The sequence below is a fragment of the Clavibacter sp. AC415 genome (assembly GCF_979252985.1).
In genome coordinates this window covers 229,737-248,892 of sequence record NZ_CEEDAR010000018.1, presented here as the reverse complement: position 1 = coordinate 248,892, position 19,156 = coordinate 229,737, and the positions used below count along the sequence as shown (strand labels likewise).

The 19,156-nt window shown below is 75.8% G+C and carries 20 protein-coding genes; 10 read left to right on the top strand and 10 right to left on the bottom strand.

Going from position 1 to position 19,156, the window contains the following annotated elements; translation table 11 throughout:
• Nucleotides 1-27 precede the first annotated feature (27 nt).
• The 3 genes from ACZ411_RS12245 (at nt 28) to sufU (ending at nt 3,258) form a co-directional block, all read left to right on the top strand.
• Nucleotides 28-1,422: an MFS transporter gene (locus ACZ411_RS12245; protein ID WP_464170941.1), complete on the top strand. Its 1,395-nt coding sequence runs from the start codon at nt 28-30 to the stop codon at nt 1,420-1,422.
• Nucleotides 1,423-1,513: 91 nt separating this feature from the next.
• Nucleotides 1,514-2,821, top strand: coding sequence for a SufS family cysteine desulfurase (locus tag ACZ411_RS12240; protein WP_464170939.1), 1,308 nt, complete (start codon nt 1,514-1,516; stop codon nt 2,819-2,821).
• Nucleotides 2,818-3,258, top strand: coding sequence for a Fe-S cluster assembly sulfur transfer protein SufU (sufU, locus tag ACZ411_RS12235; RefSeq protein ID WP_104291159.1), 441 nt, complete (start codon nt 2,818-2,820; stop codon nt 3,256-3,258). The genes ACZ411_RS12240 and sufU overlap by 4 nt, the downstream gene beginning before the upstream one ends.
• Nucleotides 3,259-3,307: 49 nt before the next feature.
• On the opposite strand, the gene pcp is transcribed toward sufU, so the two are convergent.
• Nucleotides 3,308-3,949, bottom strand: a complete 642-nt coding sequence (pcp, locus tag ACZ411_RS12230; RefSeq protein WP_104291160.1) for a pyroglutamyl-peptidase I — start codon at nt 3,947-3,949, stop codon at nt 3,308-3,310.
• 169 nt (nt 3,950-4,118) lie between these two features.
• Here pcp and ACZ411_RS12225 point away from each other — a divergent pair, with 169 nt between their 5' ends.
• From ACZ411_RS12225 to ACZ411_RS12210, 4 genes are all read left to right on the top strand, one after another.
• A complete protein-coding gene (locus ACZ411_RS12225; protein WP_464170935.1) occupies nt 4,119-5,570 on the top strand; it encodes a hypothetical protein in 1,452 nt (483 codons plus the stop codon).
• Entirely contained in the window at nt 5,567-6,856 is a 1,290-nt protein-coding gene (locus tag ACZ411_RS12220; protein WP_464170933.1) for a hypothetical protein, read from the top strand. The genes ACZ411_RS12225 and ACZ411_RS12220 overlap by 4 nt, the downstream gene beginning before the upstream one ends.
• 168 nt (nt 6,857-7,024) lie before the next feature.
• Nucleotides 7,025-7,306, top strand: coding sequence for a hypothetical protein (locus ACZ411_RS12215; RefSeq protein WP_464170931.1), 282 nt, complete (start codon nt 7,025-7,027; stop codon nt 7,304-7,306).
• 14 nt (nt 7,307-7,320) lie between these two features.
• Nucleotides 7,321-7,584, top strand: coding sequence for a hypothetical protein (locus ACZ411_RS12210; protein ID WP_464170929.1), 264 nt, complete (start codon nt 7,321-7,323; stop codon nt 7,582-7,584).
• Nucleotides 7,585-7,596: 12 nt separating this feature from the next.
• Here ACZ411_RS12210 and ACZ411_RS12205 read toward each other — a convergent pair whose 3' ends face one another.
• Nucleotides 7,597-8,034: a class F sortase gene (locus tag ACZ411_RS12205; RefSeq protein ID WP_464170927.1), complete on the bottom strand. Its 438-nt coding sequence runs from the start codon at nt 8,032-8,034 to the stop codon at nt 7,597-7,599.
• A gap of 224 nt (nt 8,035-8,258) precedes the next feature.
• A complete protein-coding gene (locus tag ACZ411_RS12200; RefSeq protein WP_464170925.1) occupies nt 8,259-8,975 on the bottom strand; it encodes a CHRD domain-containing protein in 717 nt (238 codons plus the stop codon).
• Nucleotides 8,976-9,325: 350 nt separating this feature from the next.
• On the opposite strand from ACZ411_RS12200, the gene ACZ411_RS12195 reads away from it, so the two are divergent.
• A complete protein-coding gene (locus ACZ411_RS12195; protein WP_464170923.1) occupies nt 9,326-9,832 on the top strand; it encodes a sigma-70 family RNA polymerase sigma factor in 507 nt (168 codons plus the stop codon).
• On the top strand, nt 9,829-10,629 hold the full coding sequence (locus ACZ411_RS12190) for a hypothetical protein (protein WP_464170921.1): 801 nt from the start codon (nt 9,829-9,831) through the stop codon (nt 10,627-10,629). The genes ACZ411_RS12195 and ACZ411_RS12190 overlap by 4 nt, the downstream gene beginning before the upstream one ends.
• A gap of 71 nt (nt 10,630-10,700) precedes the next feature.
• Here ACZ411_RS12190 and ACZ411_RS12185 read toward each other — a convergent pair whose 3' ends face one another.
• The 5 genes from ACZ411_RS12185 to ACZ411_RS12165 all read right to left on the bottom strand — a co-directional run bounded on the left by ACZ411_RS12185 (nt 10,701) and on the right by ACZ411_RS12165 (nt 15,083).
• Nucleotides 10,701-11,291, bottom strand: a complete 591-nt coding sequence (locus ACZ411_RS12185; protein WP_464170919.1) for a dienelactone hydrolase family protein — start codon at nt 11,289-11,291, stop codon at nt 10,701-10,703.
• An 86-nt stretch (nt 11,292-11,377) separates the two neighbouring features.
• The gene (locus ACZ411_RS12180; RefSeq protein ID WP_464170917.1) at nt 11,378-12,316 is read right to left on the bottom strand and encodes a HEAT repeat domain-containing protein; all 939 of its coding nucleotides are present in this window, start codon (nt 12,314-12,316) and stop codon (nt 11,378-11,380) included.
• The gene (locus ACZ411_RS12175; RefSeq protein WP_094114671.1) at nt 12,313-13,044 is read right to left on the bottom strand and encodes an alpha/beta fold hydrolase; all 732 of its coding nucleotides are present in this window, start codon (nt 13,042-13,044) and stop codon (nt 12,313-12,315) included. The genes ACZ411_RS12180 and ACZ411_RS12175 overlap by 4 nt, the downstream gene beginning before the upstream one ends.
• Nucleotides 13,045-13,170: 126 nt before the next feature.
• Entirely contained in the window at nt 13,171-14,280 is a 1,110-nt protein-coding gene (locus tag ACZ411_RS12170; protein ID WP_464170914.1) for a Gfo/Idh/MocA family protein, read from the bottom strand.
• The gene (locus ACZ411_RS12165) at nt 14,277-15,083 is read right to left on the bottom strand and encodes a sugar phosphate isomerase/epimerase family protein (protein WP_104343558.1); all 807 of its coding nucleotides are present in this window, start codon (nt 15,081-15,083) and stop codon (nt 14,277-14,279) included. Before ACZ411_RS12165 ends, ACZ411_RS12170 begins: the two co-directional genes overlap by 4 nt.
• Nucleotides 15,084-15,934: 851 nt before the next feature.
• Between ACZ411_RS12165 and ACZ411_RS12160 the strand changes: the two genes are divergently transcribed.
• Complete coding sequence (locus ACZ411_RS12160) at nt 15,935-17,041, top strand: VOC family protein (protein WP_464170911.1); 1,107 nt, start codon at nt 15,935-15,937, stop codon at nt 17,039-17,041.
• 547 nt (nt 17,042-17,588) lie between these two features.
• On the opposite strand, the gene ACZ411_RS12155 is transcribed toward ACZ411_RS12160, so the two are convergent.
• Complete coding sequence (locus tag ACZ411_RS12155) at nt 17,589-18,002, bottom strand: MarR family winged helix-turn-helix transcriptional regulator (RefSeq protein ID WP_464171142.1); 414 nt, start codon at nt 18,000-18,002, stop codon at nt 17,589-17,591.
• Between the two features lie 469 nt (nt 18,003-18,471).
• Entirely contained in the window at nt 18,472-18,933 is a 462-nt protein-coding gene (locus ACZ411_RS12150; RefSeq protein ID WP_464170909.1) for an LLM class flavin-dependent oxidoreductase, read from the bottom strand.
• Between the last annotated feature and the right edge of the window lie 223 nt (nt 18,934-19,156).

Sequence of the window (19,156 nt, the reverse complement as noted above, 5' to 3'; positions counted from 1 at the left end):
GACACGTCCACCGACTAGGTTGCGAGCATGAGCACCACCGCGCCCGCGGGCGAGCACGCGCCCGACGAGACCGTCCCACCCCGCCGACGGGTCGCCGCCTGGGCGCTGTGGGACTGGGGATCCGCCGCCTTCAACGCGGTCGTCACCACCTTCGTCTTCAGCACCTACCTCGCCAGCAGCCTGTTCGTGGATCCCGCGATCGTCGCGGCCGCGGGCGACGACGACCGGAACCCCGCGCTCGTCGCCGCGAAGGCCGACACCTCCGGCGTCATCTCGCTCGCGCTCACCATCGCGGGCCTCCTCATCGCGCTGCTCGCGCCCGTGCTCGGGCAGCGGTCCGACGGATCCGGTCGGCGCCGCCTCTGGCTCGGCGTGAACACGGGCATCGTCGTGCTCGCCATGCTCGGCATGGTGCTCGTGGAGCCCGTGCCCTCGTACCTGTGGCTCGGCGCCGCGCTGCTCGCCACCGGCAACGTCTTCTTCGAGTTCGCGAGCGTGAACTACAACGCGATGCTCGTGCAGGTGAGCACCCCGCGCACGGTCGGCCGGGTATCCGGCCTCGGCTGGGGCATGGGCTACGTGGGCGGCATCGTGCTGCTGGCGCTGCTGCTCGGCCTGTTCCTCTTCGACTTCGGGACGCCCGGCGCGTCCGGCCTCCTCGGCCTGCCGTCGGGAGCCGAGGGCGGGGCGCTCGACGTGCGCATCGCGATCCTGGTGGCCGCGATCTGGTGCGCCGTGTTCTCGATCCCGGTGCTGGTGGGCGTGCCCGAGATCCCGTCGGCGCCCGGGCGGGCGCGGCAGGGGGTCGTCGAGTCGTACTGCGTGCTGTTCCGGCGCATCGCCCAGCTGTACCGGGAGTCGCCGCGCGTGCTCGTCTTCCTCCTCGCGAGCGCCGTGTTCCGCGACGGCCTGGCCGCCGTGTTCACGTTCGGGGCCATCATCGCCGCCCAGGTCTTCGGCTTCACCACCACCGAGGTGCTGCTGTTCGGCGTGGCCGCCAACGTCGTCGCCGGCATCGGCACGTTCGCGGCCGGATGGTTCGACGACCGCTTCGGAGCGAAGCCGGTGATCCTGGTCTCGCTCGCGTGCCTGGTGGTCGGCGGATCCGCGGTGCTCGCCGTCGGCGACGCGAAGGCCGGCTTCTGGGCCACGGGCCTGTTCCTCTGCCTGTTCGTGGGACCGGTGCAGTCGTCGAGCCGCACGTTCCTCGCGCGCATCTCCCCCGCGGGCCGGGAGGGCGAGATGTTCGGCCTCTACACGACCACCGGACGCGCGGTCTCGTTCCTCGCGCCCGGCCTCTTCGGCATCGCGGTCGCCATCACCGGCGACACGCGCTTCGGGATCGTCGGCATCGTGATCGTGCTCCTCGCGGGCCTCGTGCTCATGACGCGGGTGCGCGGGGCGGACGCGCGCGCGGCCTGACGCGGGGCGCGCTCCCGGCCCGAGCCGCCCCGCGACGCGCCGCGGCCGTCACGGTGTTGCGCCGGAGGCCCGCGGCGGGTGGAGTGGTCGGATGCACACCGCACCGCACGACGTCCCCACGGCCGGATCGGCGCGACCCGCCGGGCTCACCGACGACGAGATCGCCGCCCTCCGCCGCGACTTCCCCCTGCTCGGAACCGAGGTGAACGGCCACCCGCTCGTGTACCTCGACTCCGCCGCGACCTCGCAGAAGCCGCGCGCCGTGCTGGACGCGGAGCGCGCGTACCTGGAGCACCGCAACGCCGCCGTCCACCGCGGCGCGCACACCCTCGCGGCGCTCGCGACGGAGGAGTTCGAGGAGGCGCGCGAGAAGGTGGCGCGGTTCGTCGGCGTCGACGCGGGCGAGATCGTGTGGACCTCCAACGCGACGGAGGGCATCAACCTCGTCGCGCACGGGCTGGGCGAGGCGAGCGCGCCCGACGGGATCCGGGTGCGGGCCGGGGACGAGATCGTGGTCACCGAGTCGGAGCACCACTCCAACCTCATCCCCTGGCAGCAGCTCGCGCGCCGCACGGGCGCCCGGCTCCGGTTCATCCCGGTCGACGACGACGGCGCCCTCCGCCTCGACGCGCTCGACGACGTGATCACCGACCGGACGCGCGTCGTGGCCCTCGCCCACGTGTCCAACGTGCTCGGGGCCGTCGCGCCGCTCGCCGCCGTCGTGGCGCGGGCGCACGCCGTCGGGGCCCTCGTCGTGCTCGACGCCTGCCAGTCGGTGCCGCACCTGCCGGTCGACCTGCGGGCGCTCGACGTCGACCTCGCGGTCTTCAGCGGCCACAAGATGCTCGCGCCGACGGGCATCGGCGTGCTCTACGGGCGCCGCGCGGTGCTCGAGGCGCTGCCGCCGTTCCTCACGGGCGGGTCGATGATCACGACCGTCACCATGGAGTCCGCGGAGTTCCTGCCGCCGCCGCAGCGCTTCGAGGCGGGCACGCAGCGCATCTCCCAGGTGGTGGCGCTCGGCGCCGCCGTCGACTACCTCCGGGCGGTCGGCATGGACCGGGTCGCGGAGCACGGCCGCCGCCTCGGCGAGCGCCTCGTGCAGGGCCTCTCCGGCATCCGCGGCGTGCGGGTCATCGGCCCGGGCGTCGGCCGGGACCGGGTGGGCCTCGCCGCGTTCGACCTCGACGGGGTCCACGCGCACGACGTGGGGCAGATCCTCGACGACCGCGGCATCGCCGTCCGCGTCGGGCACCACTGCGCGCAGCCGCTCCACCGCCGGCTCGGGCTCACCGCGTCCACCCGGGCGAGCGGATCGCTGTACACGACCGACGCCGAGATCGACCTGTTCCTGCAGGGCGTCGAGGACGCGGCCGCCTTCTTCGGGGCCGCACGATGACCGCGGCCGCGGGTTCCGGCGGGCTCTACCAGGAGCTGATCCTCGACCACTCGCGCACGCCGGAGGGCCGCGGCGCCACCGACGGCTGGGCGCTGCGGGCGCACCAGGTGAACCCGACGTGCGGCGACGAGGTGACCCTCGGGATCCGCGTCGAGGACGACCGGATCGCCGAGGTGCGCTGGGAGGGGCGGGGCTGCGCCATCTCGCAGGCGTCGGCCTCCATGCTCGTGGGCGTCGTCGACGGCGCGCCCGTGCCCGAGGTCGTCGAGCGCATCGCCGAGTTCCGCGCCGTGATGCGGGGACGGGGCACCCTGCAGCTCGACCCGGAGGCCTTCGGCGACGCCGTGGCGCTCGACGGGGTCGCCAGGTACGTGGGACGGGTGAAGTGCGCCGTCCTCCCCTGGACCGCCCTCGAGGAGGCGCTGGCCGGACGCTGACGCGCGCCGACCCGCGGAGCGCTGTGCGGCCCGTTCCCCGGGCCGCGGCTCAGTCGAGCGAGCCGCCGCCCGCCTTCACGTCCGTCGCGTTGCGGAGCGTCGCCTGCACCACGGCGGTGAGGCCTGCCGCGATCTCCTCCATGCGCAGGTAGGGACGGTCGGTGCCGATCGCCTCCTCCGTCGAGTACGGGATGTGCACGAAGCCGCCGCGCACCGCCGGCCGCTCGCGCAGCTCGTGCATGAGCAGGTAGAAGACGTGGTTGCAGGTGTACGTGCCGGCGGTCTGCGAGACGACCGCGGGGATGCCCTTCGTGCGCACCGCGGCGACGGCCGCCTTGATCGGGAGCGTGCTGAAGTAGGCGGCGGGGCCGCCCGCGACCACGGGCTCGTCGATGGGCTGGGATCCGGTGTTGTCGGGGATGCGGGCGTCGTCGACGTTGATCGCGATGCGCTCCACCTCGAGCGTCTCGATGCCGCCCGCGAGGCCCACGGCGACCACGACGTCGGGGTCCACCTCGGCGAGCGCCGTGCGCAGCGCGTCGTCGACCCGCGCGAAGTCCACGGGCAGCTGCCGCACGTGGATGTCCGCGTCGCCGTCCCATCGGTCCCGCACCTCCTGCACGGCCGTCCACGACGGGTTGCTGGTGTCGCCGTCGAAGGGCTCGAAGCCGGTGAGGAGGACGGTGGTCATGCGGGGGCTCCTGTCGTGCGGGGGGGGTGACGGGCGGGCGCGGGGTCGGCCGGCGCGGGATCCACGCTACGCCCCTCTCGGGGAGGACCCCTACGGGGGGATGCACTGCTGACCGGGCACGGAGGACGATCTACCGGGGGCCGACGATGCCCCGGGATGGAAGGACCGCATGATCCGCACCGCAGGGGGACGACGTCTCCCGCTCACCGCCCTGGCCGTCGTGATCGCGGCCGGCACCGCGCTCGCGGGCGCCGTGCCCGCGCAGGCCGCCACCGCGCCCGCACCCGTCGCGGGGACCACCGGCTCGACGACCGCGGCGGCGATCCGCGTCCCCGCGCCGGTCGTGCAGCCCTACGGCTTCGACTACAGCGCGGGATCCAAGTTCCACGGCCTCGCCACGGTCGACCTGACCGGCATCGACGACCCCTCGGGCCTCACGTACGAGTACCAGCTGGACCGCACGGGCACCTGGACCCCGCTGTCCTTCTCGGGCTACGTGAGCGGCGACGACGAGATCTACGTGCCGGCCTCCGCGGGCACGCACCTGCTCAGCATGCGCGTCGTGGGCACGGTCGACGGCGTGCCCGTCGTCGGCGCGGCCTCGGCGCCGATCGAGGTGCGGGCGGTCGGCGGGACCCTCGAGTACACGCCGGAGGTCGTCGTGGACGGACCGTCCGTCACGTTCCGCTGGGACGTGCTCGAGGCCCTGAACGGCTTCACCGCGGAGGAGAGCGACGTCTTCACGCAGGTCGACGACGGGCCGCTCGTCCCCGTGGACGTCACCGGATCGCTCACCGTCACGCCCGGCTACGGGAAGCGCGTCGGCTTCGACCTGGTCTTCGGCCCCACCCCGACCGCGTGGCGCTACGTCCACGTCGACGGCATCACCGCCGACGCCCCGGGCGCGCGGCCGTTCACGTCGACCCCGCTCCCGTCGATCGTCGGCACGGTCGAGTACGGGTCCACCCTCTCCGTGCGCACGGGCACCTGGCGGCCGGCCGCCACGGCGTACGAGTACCAGTGGTTCCGCGACGGCGGAGAGGATCCCCGGGGCGACGCAGGCGACCCGGAAGGTCGACGGCTACGACATCGGGCACCGCCTCACCGTCTCCGTGCGCGGATCCCGCGACGGGTACGTCGCCGCCGTGCGCACCTCGGGTCCGACGAAGGTCGTGGCGCAGCCCGTCATCACCGCGGGCACGCCGCGCATCACCGGCAACCCGGTCGTCGGCCGCACGCTTACCGCGCAGCCCGGCATCTGGAAGCCCGCGTCGCTGGAGCTCGGCTACCAGTGGAAGCGCGACGGGAAGGCGATCCCCGGGGCGACCGCGCGGACGTACACGCTGACGGAGGCGGACCGCGGCCACACGGTCACCGCCATCGTGAGCGCCGTCATCTACACGTACGACAACCAGGCGCGCGCGAGCGCGGGCGTGAAGGTGCGCTGACCCGCGTCCGACCCGCGACGGGCCCGGCTCCCCCATGGGATCCGGGCCCGTCTGCGTCGCGGCGCCCGGCCCGCCGACCGGCACCCCGAACGGGGGGATGCGGGCCACCGGAGCAGGGACGAGGATTCGCCTCATCGGGCGACGGAGCCCGGGAACGGACGGTCCGACGATGATCCGCACGGCACGGAGAGCAGGCCGTCCGACGGCCGCGGTGAGCCTGGTCCTCGCGGCGGGGCTCGCGTTCTCGGGAGCGTCCCCCGCAGCGGCGCGCACGCTCGGCACGCCGACCTCGACGCCGACCACGGGATCCGAGGCAGCTGCGGCGGCCGTCGCGATCCCGGCGCCCGACTTCGAGCCCTCGGGCTACGGCACCGAGGTGGAGCCCACCATCGACGGCTTCCTCCTCCCCGACCTCACGGGCATCCAGGACGCCTCCGGCCTCCGCTACGAGTACCGGCTCGACGAGACGGGGCCCTGGCGCACCGAGGGCACCGTCCCCGTCACCCGGTTCGGCGGTCCGCTGGTCGCGCCCGCGTCGGCCGGGCCGCACCTCCTCAGCGTGCGGATCGTCGGGACGGTGGGCGGGGCGCCCGTCGTGGGCGCCGCCAGCGCTCCCGAGCCCGTGCGCTCGTCCGGGTCCTCGCGCCCGTACACGCCGGAGGTCGTCGTCGCGGGCACCACGGTCACCTTCCGGTGGGACGTGCGCGAGGCCCTCAACGGGAACCTGCCGGAGGACAGCCAGATCTTCTACGAGCTCGACGGCGGCGGGGAGTTCGTCTTCACCGACGCCGTGGGATCCGTGACCGTGGACCGCGGCTACGACTCCTCCGTCGGCTTCGCGCTCACCTACGGCATCGTGCCGGACCTGTGGGCGACCGCCGAGGCCGTCGGCACCACCGGCAGCGCCCCCGGATCGCGGCCCCTCACCTCCACCCCGCCGCCGGCGATCCTCGGCCAGGCCGTCTACGGCGCGACCCTGTCGGTGCGCACAGGCCTGTGGCAGCCCGCCCCCGTGCGCCTCTCCTACCAGTGGTACGCGGACGGGAAGGCGCTGCTCGGCGCCACCGGGCCTACGTTCCTGGTCGACGCGAACCGGATCGGGGCCCGCATCACGGTCGCCGTGCGCGGCGCGCGCGACGGGTACGCCTCCGTGGAGCGGATCTCCGCGCCGACCCCGCGGGTGCCGCAGCCGGTGGTGGTGGCCGGCACTCCCGTCGTCTCGGGCATCGCGGCCGTCGGCCGGACGGTGACCGCGCGTCCCGGATCGTGGCGGCCCGCGTCGGTGCAGCTGTCCTACGCCTGGCTGCGCGACGGACGCCCCATCCCCGGTGCGACCACGAGCGCGTACGCCATCACCGGCGCCGACCGCGGGCACGTCCTGTCGGTCCGCGTGACGGGCGCCCTGCCGTCGTATCCCGCGGCGCAGACGCGCACGAGCGCCGGGCGCGCGGTCGGCTGAGCCGCGGCCTCCGGGGGCCGCCGCCTGCGAGGCCCCTGCCACCCGCGGCGGCCGAGACGCGGTCGGCCGAGACGGGCCCGGTCCCTCCCCCGAGGCCGGGTCCGTCGCCGCACCACGACGGAGGACCCGGCCGCCCACGTCGCCCCCAGGACGCATACCGTCGTCGGCATGATCTCCTCCCCCGGCGCCAGCATCGGCATCGCCCTGTACGTCCTCGTGATCCTGGCCCTCGTGGCCCTCGGCGCCTTCGCGCTCGTGGTGCTCATCCGCCTCGCGATCACCGCGCGGCGGGCGCTCGTCGTCACGACGGAGCTGCAGGAGGCGCGGCGGGAGCTCGTCCGCGAGCAGACGGCGCGGCTGCAGGCCGACGACGGCGACGGTCCGGCCGGGCCCTGCTCGCCCGGCGGCCATCCCGCCGGGCCGGGCGCTCCCATCGGGCCCGCGGTCTGAGCGGGCGCCCCGAGATGGACGGCACGACCGACAGCATCCTCATGCCGAGCGCCGACGACCTCGTCTGGTCGATCCCCCTGCTCCTCGGCGTCGCGCTCGTGGCCCTCGCCGCGGTCGCGCTCGTGGCGCTGGTGCGGGTCGCCCTCGCCGGCACCCGGGCGCTGGCCGCCACGGCCGCGCTCGACGAGGCGCGGGTCGAGCTCGTGCGCGAGCGCACCGCCCGGTTGCGCGCGGGCCTCGCGGACCCGGCGAGCGGCCCCGCGGAGCCCGTGGCCTGAGCCGGCCGCGGATCAGCCCACGGGCTCCGCGAACACGACGCGGTTGTCCTCGTAGTGGCCCACGCTGCGGTCGAAGATCCCGCCGCAGGTGATGAGCCGCAGCTGGTCCGTGGGCTGCGCGCCGAAGACCCGAGCGGTCGGGAAGTCGGCCTTGGCGAAGTCGGCGACCTCCGTGACGGCGTAGCGCGTGGTGCCGCCGTCGACGTCCGCCACCTGCACCTCGTCGCCCACCTCGAGCTCCGCCAGCCGGGCGAAGGCGGCCGGGCCGACGCGCGAGTCGACGTGCGCGGCGATCACCGTGGGTCCGCGGCCGCCCGGGCGCCCGCCTCCCGTGAACCAGCCGACGTCGTCGAAGTCGACGGGCACCTCCATGCGGCCGTCGGCGGCGATCCCCAGGTCGATGAGCGGCTGGTCGAGGTCGATGTCGGGGATCGCGACGCGGGATGGCACGACGCCTGTGCCCTGCACGACCTGCGGCGCCGTCGTGGGCGGCACCGGATCCGGCGAGGGCGCCGGCGACGCGGACGCGCGAGCCGGCGGGGCGGCGGCTCCGTCCCCCGGGTCCGCGGCCGCGCATCCCGCGAGGAGCAGCGGGATCAGCGCGCCCGCGAGCACGCGCGGGAGACGGGCGCGCCGCGCGTGCGGCGCGCCCGTCGGGGTGCGGTCTCCGGCGATCAGGACTCCTGGGCCCGGCGGCGGCGCATCAGCACGACGCCCACGGCGGCGAGCGCCACGGCGCCGGCACCCGCGCCGACGAGCGGCAGGGCGTCGGTCGAGGAGGTCGCGGATCCGCCCGCGCCCGTGTCGACGCCGCCGACCGGCACCTGGGTGAGCTGGCCGCGCACGGCGCCGGCCGTGAACGACGCGGTGTGCGTGTCGGCCGCGAACGCGGACGGGTCGGCCTCGATCTGCGCGACCGTGAAGCCCTCGCCGGTGTCCGCGCCCTGGGGGCTCATGATCCCGGTGGTGAACGGCCCCTGCATGCAGCCGGAGCTCGTGCGCGTGCCGTTCCCGGCGTCGGTCGGGTTCGGGAAGGCGATGCGGGGCGGGCCCGCCTTGCCGACCGCGGCCTGGTGGATGTGCGTCGCCGTCTTCGCGGGGCTCTGGTACTCGCCCGTCACGCCCGTGAGCGTGATGTCGTAGCAGATGGTGTTCGACGCGGAGTCGAGGCGGAGGTCGAAGCGGCCCGTCGCGCCGGACTCGCCGGGCGTCGCGACGCCGTCGGCGTTGAGCACCTGGTCGGGCGTCGCCATCACGGTGAACGCGCTCGTGAAGCGGTCCGGCGTCGGCACGGTCGTCTCGGCGGACGCCGGCGTGGCGACGAGCAGGGTGAGGGCGGCCGCGGCGGCGCCTCCGATGGTCATGGTGCGGATCAGGTTCGTGTGCGTCATCGCGTGCGCCCTTCGTGGACCGCGGCACCCCGGACGGACGCCGCTCCTGACAGGGCATACGCACGATCGGCGGCCGGCGTTCATCGGCGGCGCGGGACTTTCCTGCGGATGCGACTGCGGCCGCGGATGCGGGCGCCGATGCCGAAGCCGATGCCCATGCAGCCCGGCCCCCTGCGGCCAGCTCCCGCTCCGGGCCGCGACGACGCCGTCGTTCCTCTCCCGCCGGTGAACGCCCGGCCCTCCCCGCGCGTATCCCCTCTCGAGGGCGCGCATCCCGCGCGCCTAGGCTGAGGGGGTACACGATGGCGCTCCTCCTGACGCGTCCGGCACCTTCCCCCGAGCGGAGCACGATGAGCGCAGCCATGCCCGGGCTCGACGTGCGCCAGGCGTTCGCGGAGCATGGCGGCGCGCTGCTCGGCTTCGCGGTGAACGCGCTGCAGGACCGCGGCCTCGCCGAGGACTGCGTGCAGGAGACGTTCCTCCGCGCGTGGCGGGCCCGCGACTCCTTCGACGGCTCGCGCGGCAGCGCCCGCACCTGGCTCTTCGCGATCGAGCGGCGGGTCATCCTCGACGTGCACCGCGCCCGGGCCCGCACCCCCAGGATCGTGGCCGAGGAGGAGGCGCCCGAGGCGGCGACGCAGGAGGCGGATCCGCTCGACCGGCTCGGCATCGTCGAGGGCCTCGCCCGGCTCAGCGAGGCGCACCGGGAGGCCGTCGTCGCCGTGCACCTCACCGGCCTCAGCTACCAGGAGCTCTCCACGGCCACGGGCGTGCCAGTCGCCACCCTGCGGACCCGCGTCTTCCACGCGCTCCGCGCCCTCCGCACGCATCTCGACGAAGTGGACCCCCGCCCATGACCGACGACCGCTTCACCGACCCGGGCGCCGACCGCTTCCCCGACCCGGACGCCGATGCGAACGACGACCGCCGCGCCGAGCTCATCGCCGCGGCCCTCGCCGACGACCTCTCGCCCGCCGAGACCGCCGAGCTCGACGCGCGGCGCGCGGCCGACCCGACGATCGACGCGGAGATCGCGCTGCTGGGCGGCCTGCCGTCGGCGATCCGCGGGCTCGGCTCATGGCGGGACGCCCGACCGAGCGCTGAGCTCGCCCGGCGGGTGGAGCGCATCGCCGCGGGCGACGGCGAGCAGGAGACCCCGGTCGCGGCACCCGGTGACGGCCCCGCCGGCGACGACCTCGCCGCGCACCGCACCGCCCGCTCCCGACGCCGCCCGCTGCTCCTCGTCGCCGGTGCCGCCGCGTGCCTCGTGGTCGGCGCCGTGGGCGGCGCGTCCCTCGCGACGCCGCGCGCCGACGTCGCCACGGGACCGGCGGGGACGCTGGGCGCCGTCGAGGACGTGACGTTCGCGGGCGCGCCTGCGGGGGTGGACGTCGAGGGCGACGTCGTCGCGCACACGTGGGGCACCGAGAGCGTCCTGTCCATCGACGGGCTCCCCGCGGGCGACGCCTTCACGGTCGTGGTCGTCGACGCCCGCGGGGGCGAGCACGCGTCCGGGTCGATGCTCGGATCCGCCGTGCGCATCGACTGCCGACTGAACGCCGACGTGCTCCGCGCGGACGCGGCCTCGGTCGAGATCCGCGACGCCGCCGGCGACCGGGTCGCGGTCGCCGAGCTCCCGCCCGTGGACGCCTGACCCCTGCCCGACACGGTCGGCATCGGATCCCGCCGCCGCGGGGACCCGGTCGGCAGCCGCCCGGTGCGCCCTCAGCCGATGCGCACCAGCAGCTCCAGGGACCGCTCGAGCACGAGCGCGGTGGCCACGGGATCCGACGACGGCAGGGATGCGTCCGTGAACAGGTGGGCGTCCCCGTCGTAGACGAAGACCTCCGCGAGCTCGGGGCCGACGAGGTCGACCAGCTCGCGGGCGCCGTCGAGGTCGCCCTCGCCGGCGAAGAACGGATCCCGCGCCATGCCGTGCACCTGCACCGGCACCCCCGCGGGCCACGGCCCGAACGCCCACTCGGCGGTGAGCGACACGAACGACTCGTAGAGGAGCGCGCCGCGGGCGCCGGGCCGGGTCTGCGCGAGGCGCTGGGCGATGGATCCGCCCCAGGACACGCCCGCGTAGACGAGCTCCGCGGGCAGCCCGTCGAGGGCGCGCGCGGTGCGCTCGGCCATGACGTCGTCGGGCAGTCCCGCCATGAGCGCGAGGCCCGCCTCGATGCTCTCCGGCAGCGCGCCGGCGAAGAGGTCGGGCACGTGCACGGTGTGCCCGCCGTCCCGGAGCGCGTCCGCGAACGCGTGGACGCCGGGCGTCGCGCCCTGCACGTGGTGGAACAGCACGATCTCGGCCACGGGTGCGCCTCCGTCCGCCGCGCGGACGCGGGTCCTCGCGGCCCTGCGCCGCGCGGGGCCGTCGCTGCCCACGATAGGGAGCGCGGTCAGCCGGCGGAAGGGCCGTCGGCGGATGCATCGGCGGCGGCGCCGCCCGCGGCGTCCGGGCCCGCAGGACCTGTCCCCGCAGGACCCGTGCCCGCAGTACCCGAGCCCGCCGACGCATCGCCCACCGGCTGCCCGCCCGCCGGGCGGCGTACCAGGTGCGCGCCGAACGACGAGCGCCTCGCGTCGTCGACCGCGTCGTCGAAGCGCAGCTCCGGGTCGCGGAGCATTGCGAGGGTCGCGAGCGCGTGGATCCGCACCCGCGCGTCCGCCGCCTGCCGCGACCGCTCGACGACGGGCTGCGACGCCCGGCCGACCGCGACGAACGCGCGCGTCAGGCTGTGCTGCATCTCGGTGGATCCGCGGCCGAGCTGCGACGCCAGCTCGCGGAGCAGCAGGCGCGCACCCGCCGGGTCGCGGTCGGCGTCGAGCAGCCCGGACGCCGTGCGCCAGGCCGTGCGCGCCACGTGCTCGTCCGCGTCGCGCAGCAGCGCGGGGGTGATCGCCGGCAGCGCCCGCCGGTCCCCGATCTTGGAGAGGGTGTGCAGCGCCTGGCTGCGCGCCTGCGGGATGGGCGAGGCGAGCTCGGCGACCAGCTGCGGGATCGTGGCCTCCCGGTCGTGCCGGATCAGCGCCCACGTGAGCATCTCGCGCACGTTGAGGTCGGGCTCCACGCGGCAGCGGTGCACGAGGCCCTCGACGAGCGCCGGATCCGGCCGGGTGCCCGCGGTGAGCGCCGCCTGCAGGCGCGCGGACGGGTCGGGCGCGCGCAGCGCGGCGGCGAGCCGGGCGGCGATCTCGGCGTCGGCCGGCCGGGCGGGCCGCGGAGATCCCGCGGTCGACTCGGCGGGCTCGGGCCGCTCGGGCTGCGCGGCAGGTTCGGGCCGCTCGGGCCGCTCGACGAGATCGGGCCGCTCGGCCGGGTCGGGTCCGTCGGTCACAGCACGTCCTCGATCGCGGCGAGCACCCGTTCCGGGTCCTCGAGCTGCATGTCGTGGTGGATCCCGGGGAGCCGGCGCACGTCCCACCCCGCGGCGGCCAGCTCGGCCGCGTACGCGTCGGGCAGCACGGCGGGGGCGTCGTCGGAGAGCACGATCGTCGACGGCACGGCCGGCGCGCTGACGGCGACCGGGTGGAAGGCGACGTCGCGGAACACGCCCACGGCCATCCGCCGGTCGAAGCGCCCCTGCGCGGCGTCGAGGGAGGCGCGGACCGCGGCCGGGTACGCGGCGCGCACGCGGGCGGCCGCCCGGGCGCGCGGGATCTGCGCGGCGGCGAGGCCCACCAGCGGCGCGGCCCAGAACAGCCGGCCGCGGATGCCGGCGGTCGGCAGCGCGAGGCGGAACCCGGGATCGAGGTACACGGCGTGCGCGGGCTCGAGGCGGGCGACGGCGCGCACCAGCACGGATCCGCCCAGCGAGTGCCCGACGACCGCGTCGAGCCCCCGGGGCAGGGACTCCGCGAGGTCGTCGGCCATCTCCTCGACGCCGTAGGAGCCGGCGCGGTCGCTCCGGCCGTGCCCGCGGAGGTCGATCGCGGTGACGGTGAACCGGCCGGTCGCCACGAGCCGGTCGACGACGGGCGCCCAGGTGGCGCCGTCCGCGCCGAGGCCGTGCACCAGGCCGACGTGGCGGGGACCGGACCCGGTGGTGACGCGGTGCAGCTGCATGGGTCCAGTGTCCTCCCGGTGCGGGGCCCGCGCGGCCGGATGACGACGGCCCCGCATCCACGGGAGGATGCGGGGCCGTCGGGTCGAGCGGGTGGTGCGGGTCGAGCGGGTGGTGCGGGTCCGGCGCTACAGCGTCGCGGCCGCCGGGTCCCAGTCCTCGGCGAGCGGCGTCGGCTTCTCCACCGTGGACGCGACCTGCACGACCTCGCGGCTGTCGGCCGCGTCGCGGATCGCGAGCAGCACGTCGAGCACGTGCGCGGCGACCTCGCCGGACGCGCGCACGGGGTCGCCGCCGCGGATGCTGCGCGCCAGGTCCAGCACGCCGGAGCCCCGGCCGTACGTGGATCCCGTCGCGGCCAGCGTCTCGGGCTCCTCCTGGCCGAAGCGCCACAGCTGGCTCTCGCCGTCGAACATGTTCGGGTCGGGGAGCACGATGGTGCCCTCGCTGCCCGAGATCTCGACGAAGCCGGCCCGCGGCAGCGCGTTCTGGAAGCTGAACGTGGACTGCGCCGACTGGCCCCCCGCGAACGAGATGAGCGCCGCGTGGTGCGTGGGCACCTCCACCGGGAAGTCGGTGCCCGCGCGCGGGCCGCTGCCGATGGTGCGGGTGGTGCGCGACGTCGAGGACACCGCGCTGACCTTCTCGGCCGCGCCGAACGCGTGCACCAGCGTCGTCACGTAGTACGGGCCCATGTCGAAGAGGGGCCCGGCGCCGTGCGCGAACAGGAACTCGGGGTTCGGGTGCCAGGCGTCGGGGCCGGGCACGTGGAAGATCGTCGTCGCCGTGAGCGGCTCGCCGATGTCGCCGCGGGCGATGGACCGCATGGCGCTCTGGATCCCCGCGCCGAGCACGGTGTCCGGGGCGCACGCGACCTGCACGCCGGCCGCGCGGGCCGCCTCCAGCAGATCCGCGCCCGAGGCGTGGTCGAGGGCCAGCGGCTTCTCGCTCCACACGTTCTTGCCGGCGGCGACGATGCGCCGGCCGACCTCGGCGTGGGTGGCGGGCAGCGTGAGGTTCACGACGATCTCGATCTCCTCGATCGCGAGCAGCTCCTCGACGGTGCCGTGGCCCGGCACGCCGTGCTCCTCGGCGCGCGAGCGCGCCCGGTCGAGGTCGATGTCGGCGACGAACAGGACCTCGAGGTCCGGGAACGCCGTCATGTTCTCCAGGTAGGTGCCCGAGATGACGCCCGCGCCGATGACGCCGACGCCGACGCGTCCGGTGCCGCGGCTCACTTGTCGTTCTCCTGCAGCCAGGCGTACGACGCCGCGATGCCGTCGAACACGTCGTGCTCGTAGTCGTCGAACTCCACGACGCGCAGCGCGTGCGGCGCGGCCGCCAGCACGGCGGCGACGTCGACGTCGCCCTGGCCGGCGGGGAGCTGCAGCTTGAAGGCCTGCGCGAGCTCCGCCGGCACCTCGAGCGCGGACTCGGCGCTCGGGAGCACCTTCGCGATCGCCTCGGAGATCTTGCCGTCCTTCACGTGCAGGAACTGCACGCGGTCGCCGAGGGAGCGGAGGAGCGCCGGCGTGTCCATGCCGCCGACGGTCGACCAGAACGTGTCGAGCTCGAGGACGACCTCGGCGTTCAGGCGCTCGACGAACAGCTCGTAGACGGGGCGTCCGTCGACCTTGTTCGCGAACTCCCACTGGTGGTTGTGGTATCCGAAGGCGAGCCCGCGCGCGGCGGCCTGCGCCTGCAGGTCGTTGACCCGGTCGGCGATGCGGTGCGCGTCGTCGGCGGTCTGCCAGCGCTCCGAGGGGATGAACGGGTCGATGACGGTGCGGATCCCGAGCTTCGCAGCGGCGTCGAAGGTGCGGGCGGCCTGGTCGTCGTCGCCGTCGATGACGGGCGCGTGGCCGGAGGGCGCGGTGACGCCGGACGCGGCGAAGGCCGCGGCGAACTCGTCGGCGCGCTCGACGAACGCGTACGGCTCGACCTGCGTGTAGCCGATCTCGGCCACGCGGGCGACGGCGCCCTGGAGGTCCGCGGAGACTGCGTCGCGGACCGTGTAGAGCTGGACGGAGGGGGCGGTCATGGTCGCTCCTTTCAGGAGGGGACTGGTGGCCCGACGGCCGTCGTCCGCTCCCGCCGTCCGTGGACGACCTGAGCGACGATGCCCGCAGGGTGGTCGGCGCGTGAGGCGCCGTCGTCAAACCTACCGCCGGTCGGGCGTCGGATCCCAGTGCCGCGGCGATGCATCCGGTGCGGGATCCGCGCGGACGCCCCCGACGCGGCGGACGCCGCCCCCGTCCCGCCCCGGCGTGGCGGACCCTCGGGGGTGCCGCGGTATCCTCCCCCTCACAGCACGGAGCACGTCAGCGGGCGGCCAGGTGCGCGGCCGTCGTCGGGGGCGGCCCCCGACGTCGAACGGAGGTCCCGTGACCGATCTGGTGCGCCACCGCGTCCGGACCCGCCGGGCGGACGAGGCCGAGCGGACCCTCCGCGAGCTGTACGGCCACGTCGAGCTGGCGGGGGACGACTTCGGCTACGCGGAGGACATGGTGGCCGAGCCCCGGTTCGCGCTCGGCTCCGTGGTGTCCGACGGCACGTTCCAGTGCGTGGCGGAGAGCCGCGTCCCGGCCGGTACCTCCGCCGGACGCGGCTGGCCGCGGCGCACATGGACCTCGTCGACGCGGACCCCACGCGGGGGCCGGGCGTCGCGGACATCGCGCTGCGGTGGGGCTTCCCCAGGTCGGCCGCTTCGCCCGGCACTACCGGGACGCGTACGGCGTCGATCCCGCGGTCACGCTGCACCGCTAGCCGGCTGCTCCCGGTGGGCGCGCCGCGCGACCGCCCATCCCGGAACGCCCGTCCCGGACCGCCCTTCCCCGACCGCCGACCGGGTGCCAGGCTGGCAGCACCGCTCGACGACGAGGAGGAGCAGCCGTGAGGATCCACCGCACGATCACCGTGTTCGACGCCCCCGACCTGGCCGCGGAGAGCGCCTTCTGGGCCGGCCTCCTCGGCGGGGAGGTCGACGCGGAGGACGACTGGCACAGCGTCCGCGTCGACGGCGAGTGGCGCCTCGGGTTCCAGCTCGCGCCCGACTTCACGCCGCCGGTGTGGCCGGGCGAGGGCCCGCGCCAGCAGATGCAGATGCACCTCGACCTCTACGTGGACGACCTCGACGCGGGCCGCGAGCGCGTGCTCGCCCTGGGTGGGGTGCCTCCTGCAGCCCGCCGAGGACCCGACGGCCGCCGACCGCTTCGACGTGTACGCGGATCCCGCGGGCCACCCGTTCTGCCTCTGCGTCTCGGGTGGGGACGCCGCCGCCTGAGCGGACGCGCACGTGGCCGGCTCGCCTGTCCGCCCGGCCCCCGCCCGGCGACTCCCGAGGCGCGGTGCCCTAGCGTGGACGCCTCGCGGATCCACGCGCCGTCCACCCCGAGGAGCCCGCATGGCCCACCGCCCGCACGCCGCCCGACCGGCGGGCAGCCGGTCCGCTCCCCGCCCGCGCGACCGCTCCGACACGCGCGTCACCGTCACGCGCGTCGTCCGCGACGGCCTCGCGGTGCGGATCAGCACCATCGGCACCGACGGCGACCGCCCCTTCGTGCTCGTCCCCGGCATCGGCGTCTCGTCGGACTACTTCGAGCGCCTCGCCCCCGTGCTCAACGACCACGGCCCGGTGCACGCCCTCGACCTGCCGGGCTTCGCGGGCGTCGCGCACCCGGGCGCGCCCTCGAGATCCGCGAGTACGCCGACCTGGTGGGCGCCGGCGATCGACGAGCTCTCGGCCTCGACCACCCGGTGCTCGTCGGCCACTCGATGGGCACGCAGGTGGTGGCGGACCTCGCCTCCCGGCCGCCCGGGCTCAGCACGCTGGTGCTCATCGGCCCGGTCGTGTACCCTGCGCGGAGCGCACCATCCCGCGGGCCGCGGTGCGGTTCCTGCAGTCGACGCTGCACGAGCCGTCGCGCATCAAGGTGCTCGCGATCCGCGCCTACCTGGTCTGCGGGGTCCGCTGGTTCCTCCGGGTGCTGCCGAAGATGATGCGGTACCGGATCGAGGACCGCCTCCCCCGCATCCGGGCCAGCACGCTCGTCATCCGCGGCGAGCACGACGCCGTCGCCCCGCGCGCCTGGGTGGAGGAGATGGGGGCGGCCGCCGCCGCGGGCCCGGCTGTGGGAGATCCCCGGGGCGGCGCACTCGGTGATGCACGCGCACGCCGACGAGGTCGCCCGCCTCTGCGTCGAGCACGCCGCACGGCGGGCCGAGGACGCGGGATCGGCCGAGCTGCGGCGCCTCCCCGAGGGTCTGGCCGGCGACGGCGACGAGCACGAGGACTTCGCGCCCACGCCCGCCGACTCGCTGCGGGCGTTCACGGCGCAGGTGGCGGAGGGCGTCGCCATCCTCCGGGACGACGACGAGGCCCTCGGGGCGGCGAAGACCGGCGCATGCCGAGGCCATGGCCGATGCGGCCGAGCGCGCCCGCGAGCGCCGCGAGCGCGACGGGTAGGCGGAGCCGGCACGCGCGGGGGTCGCCGGAGGTCAGGGGCCGTCGGAGGTCAGGAGCGACCGGCGTCAGCGGCTGTCGGCGTCAGCGGGCCGGCGGGTCGGACGCGGCCCGCGCGGCGGCGTGGCGGCGGAGGGCCGCCGCGACGACGCGCGCCGCCTCGAGCTCCTCGGCGTCGAGGGCGTCGATGAACACCTCGCGCACGAGGCGCAGGTGCGAGGAGGAGGAGCTGCGGAACACGGTGGCCCCGTCGGCGGTCAGGGAGGAAATCCACGCCCCGCGGCTGTCGGAGGCGTCCCGGTCGCGGCGGATGAGGCCCCGCTCCTCCATGCGGCGCAGGTGGTGCGACAGCCTGCTGCGCTCCCAGCCGACGACGTCGGCGAGGTCGGACGAGCGGAGCCGGTGCTCCGGCGCCTCGCTGAGCGCCAGCATCACGCCGTAGTCGCCCGTGGAGATGCCGGAGGTCGACTGGAAGTCCGACGCCAGGGTGCGGCGCACGGCCTCGGCCGTCTCGAGGTACTCGCGCCACACGTGCAGCTCCGCCGGGGTCGGCGAGCGCCGGCGGCGCGGGGCTGCGGGCGTCGCGGACCGCGTCGTCCTCCTCGGTGGATCCAGGGTACCGGGGCGTCGTCGCCCGCGGCCGGGCTCAGGCGTGCACGGGTCCGCCGTCCGCGGTGATGCGCGCCGGCCGGCGCCCCGCGAGCCGAGCGCCCCCGGGGTCGGCGGCGAGCAGCTCGCGCACGCGCGGCGTCGACCTCCTCGCCGAGCAGGCGGATGCTGCGCTCGCGCGCCTGGCGCGGCATGTGCAGGAGGTCGTACTTGAGGTCGAACCGGGAGAGGTGGTTCTCGCGTGCGATCCACGCGATGCGGCGGGCGACGGTGTCGGGCGAGCCGACGAAGAGGGATCCGGTGACCGTCTCCTCCGTGTACCGCTCGGCGGTGGGCGCGTAGAAGCCGCGCTCCTCGCTCATCCGCGTGACGACGGGCTCCCAGTAGCGCCAGTACAGCTCGCGGGCCTCCTCGTCGGGGTGCCTCGGCGACGAGGCCGAGCGAGTGCTGGCCGATGGGCAGCTCGGCGTGGCCGGCCTGCGCGAGGGCCCGGAGGTACAGCGCCGCGTGGCCGGCGAAGCGCTCGGCACGCCCGCCGATGATCGCCATCATGAGCGGCAGGCCGTACCGGGCCGCGCGCACCACGGAGTCGGGGCTGCCGCCGATGCCGATCCAGGCGGGGATGCCCGCCGGCGGGCATGCGCGGCTGCAGGCGCACGTCGTCCAGCGGCGGGCGGTGCCGGCCGGACCAGGTGACGCGCTCCTCGCGCATGAGCCGCACGAAGAGCTCCAGCTTCTCCTCGAACAGCTCCTCGGCATCCTGCGCGATGTCGTAGCCGAACAGCGGGAGGGACTCGGTGGCGGATGCGCGGCCGAGCACGAGCTGGGTGCGTCCGCCGGAGATCGAGCTCGACCGTCGCGAACTCCTGGTAGAGCCGCACGGGGTCCTGCGTCGACAGCACCGTGACGGACGTGCCGAGCCGGATTGTCGAGGTGGCCTGCGCGGCCGCGGCGAGGAGGACCGGGGTGGCCTGGAAGCAGTCGGACGTTGCCCTGCCGGTAGTGCTCGCCGACGCTGAAGACGTCGAGCCCCACGGCCTCCG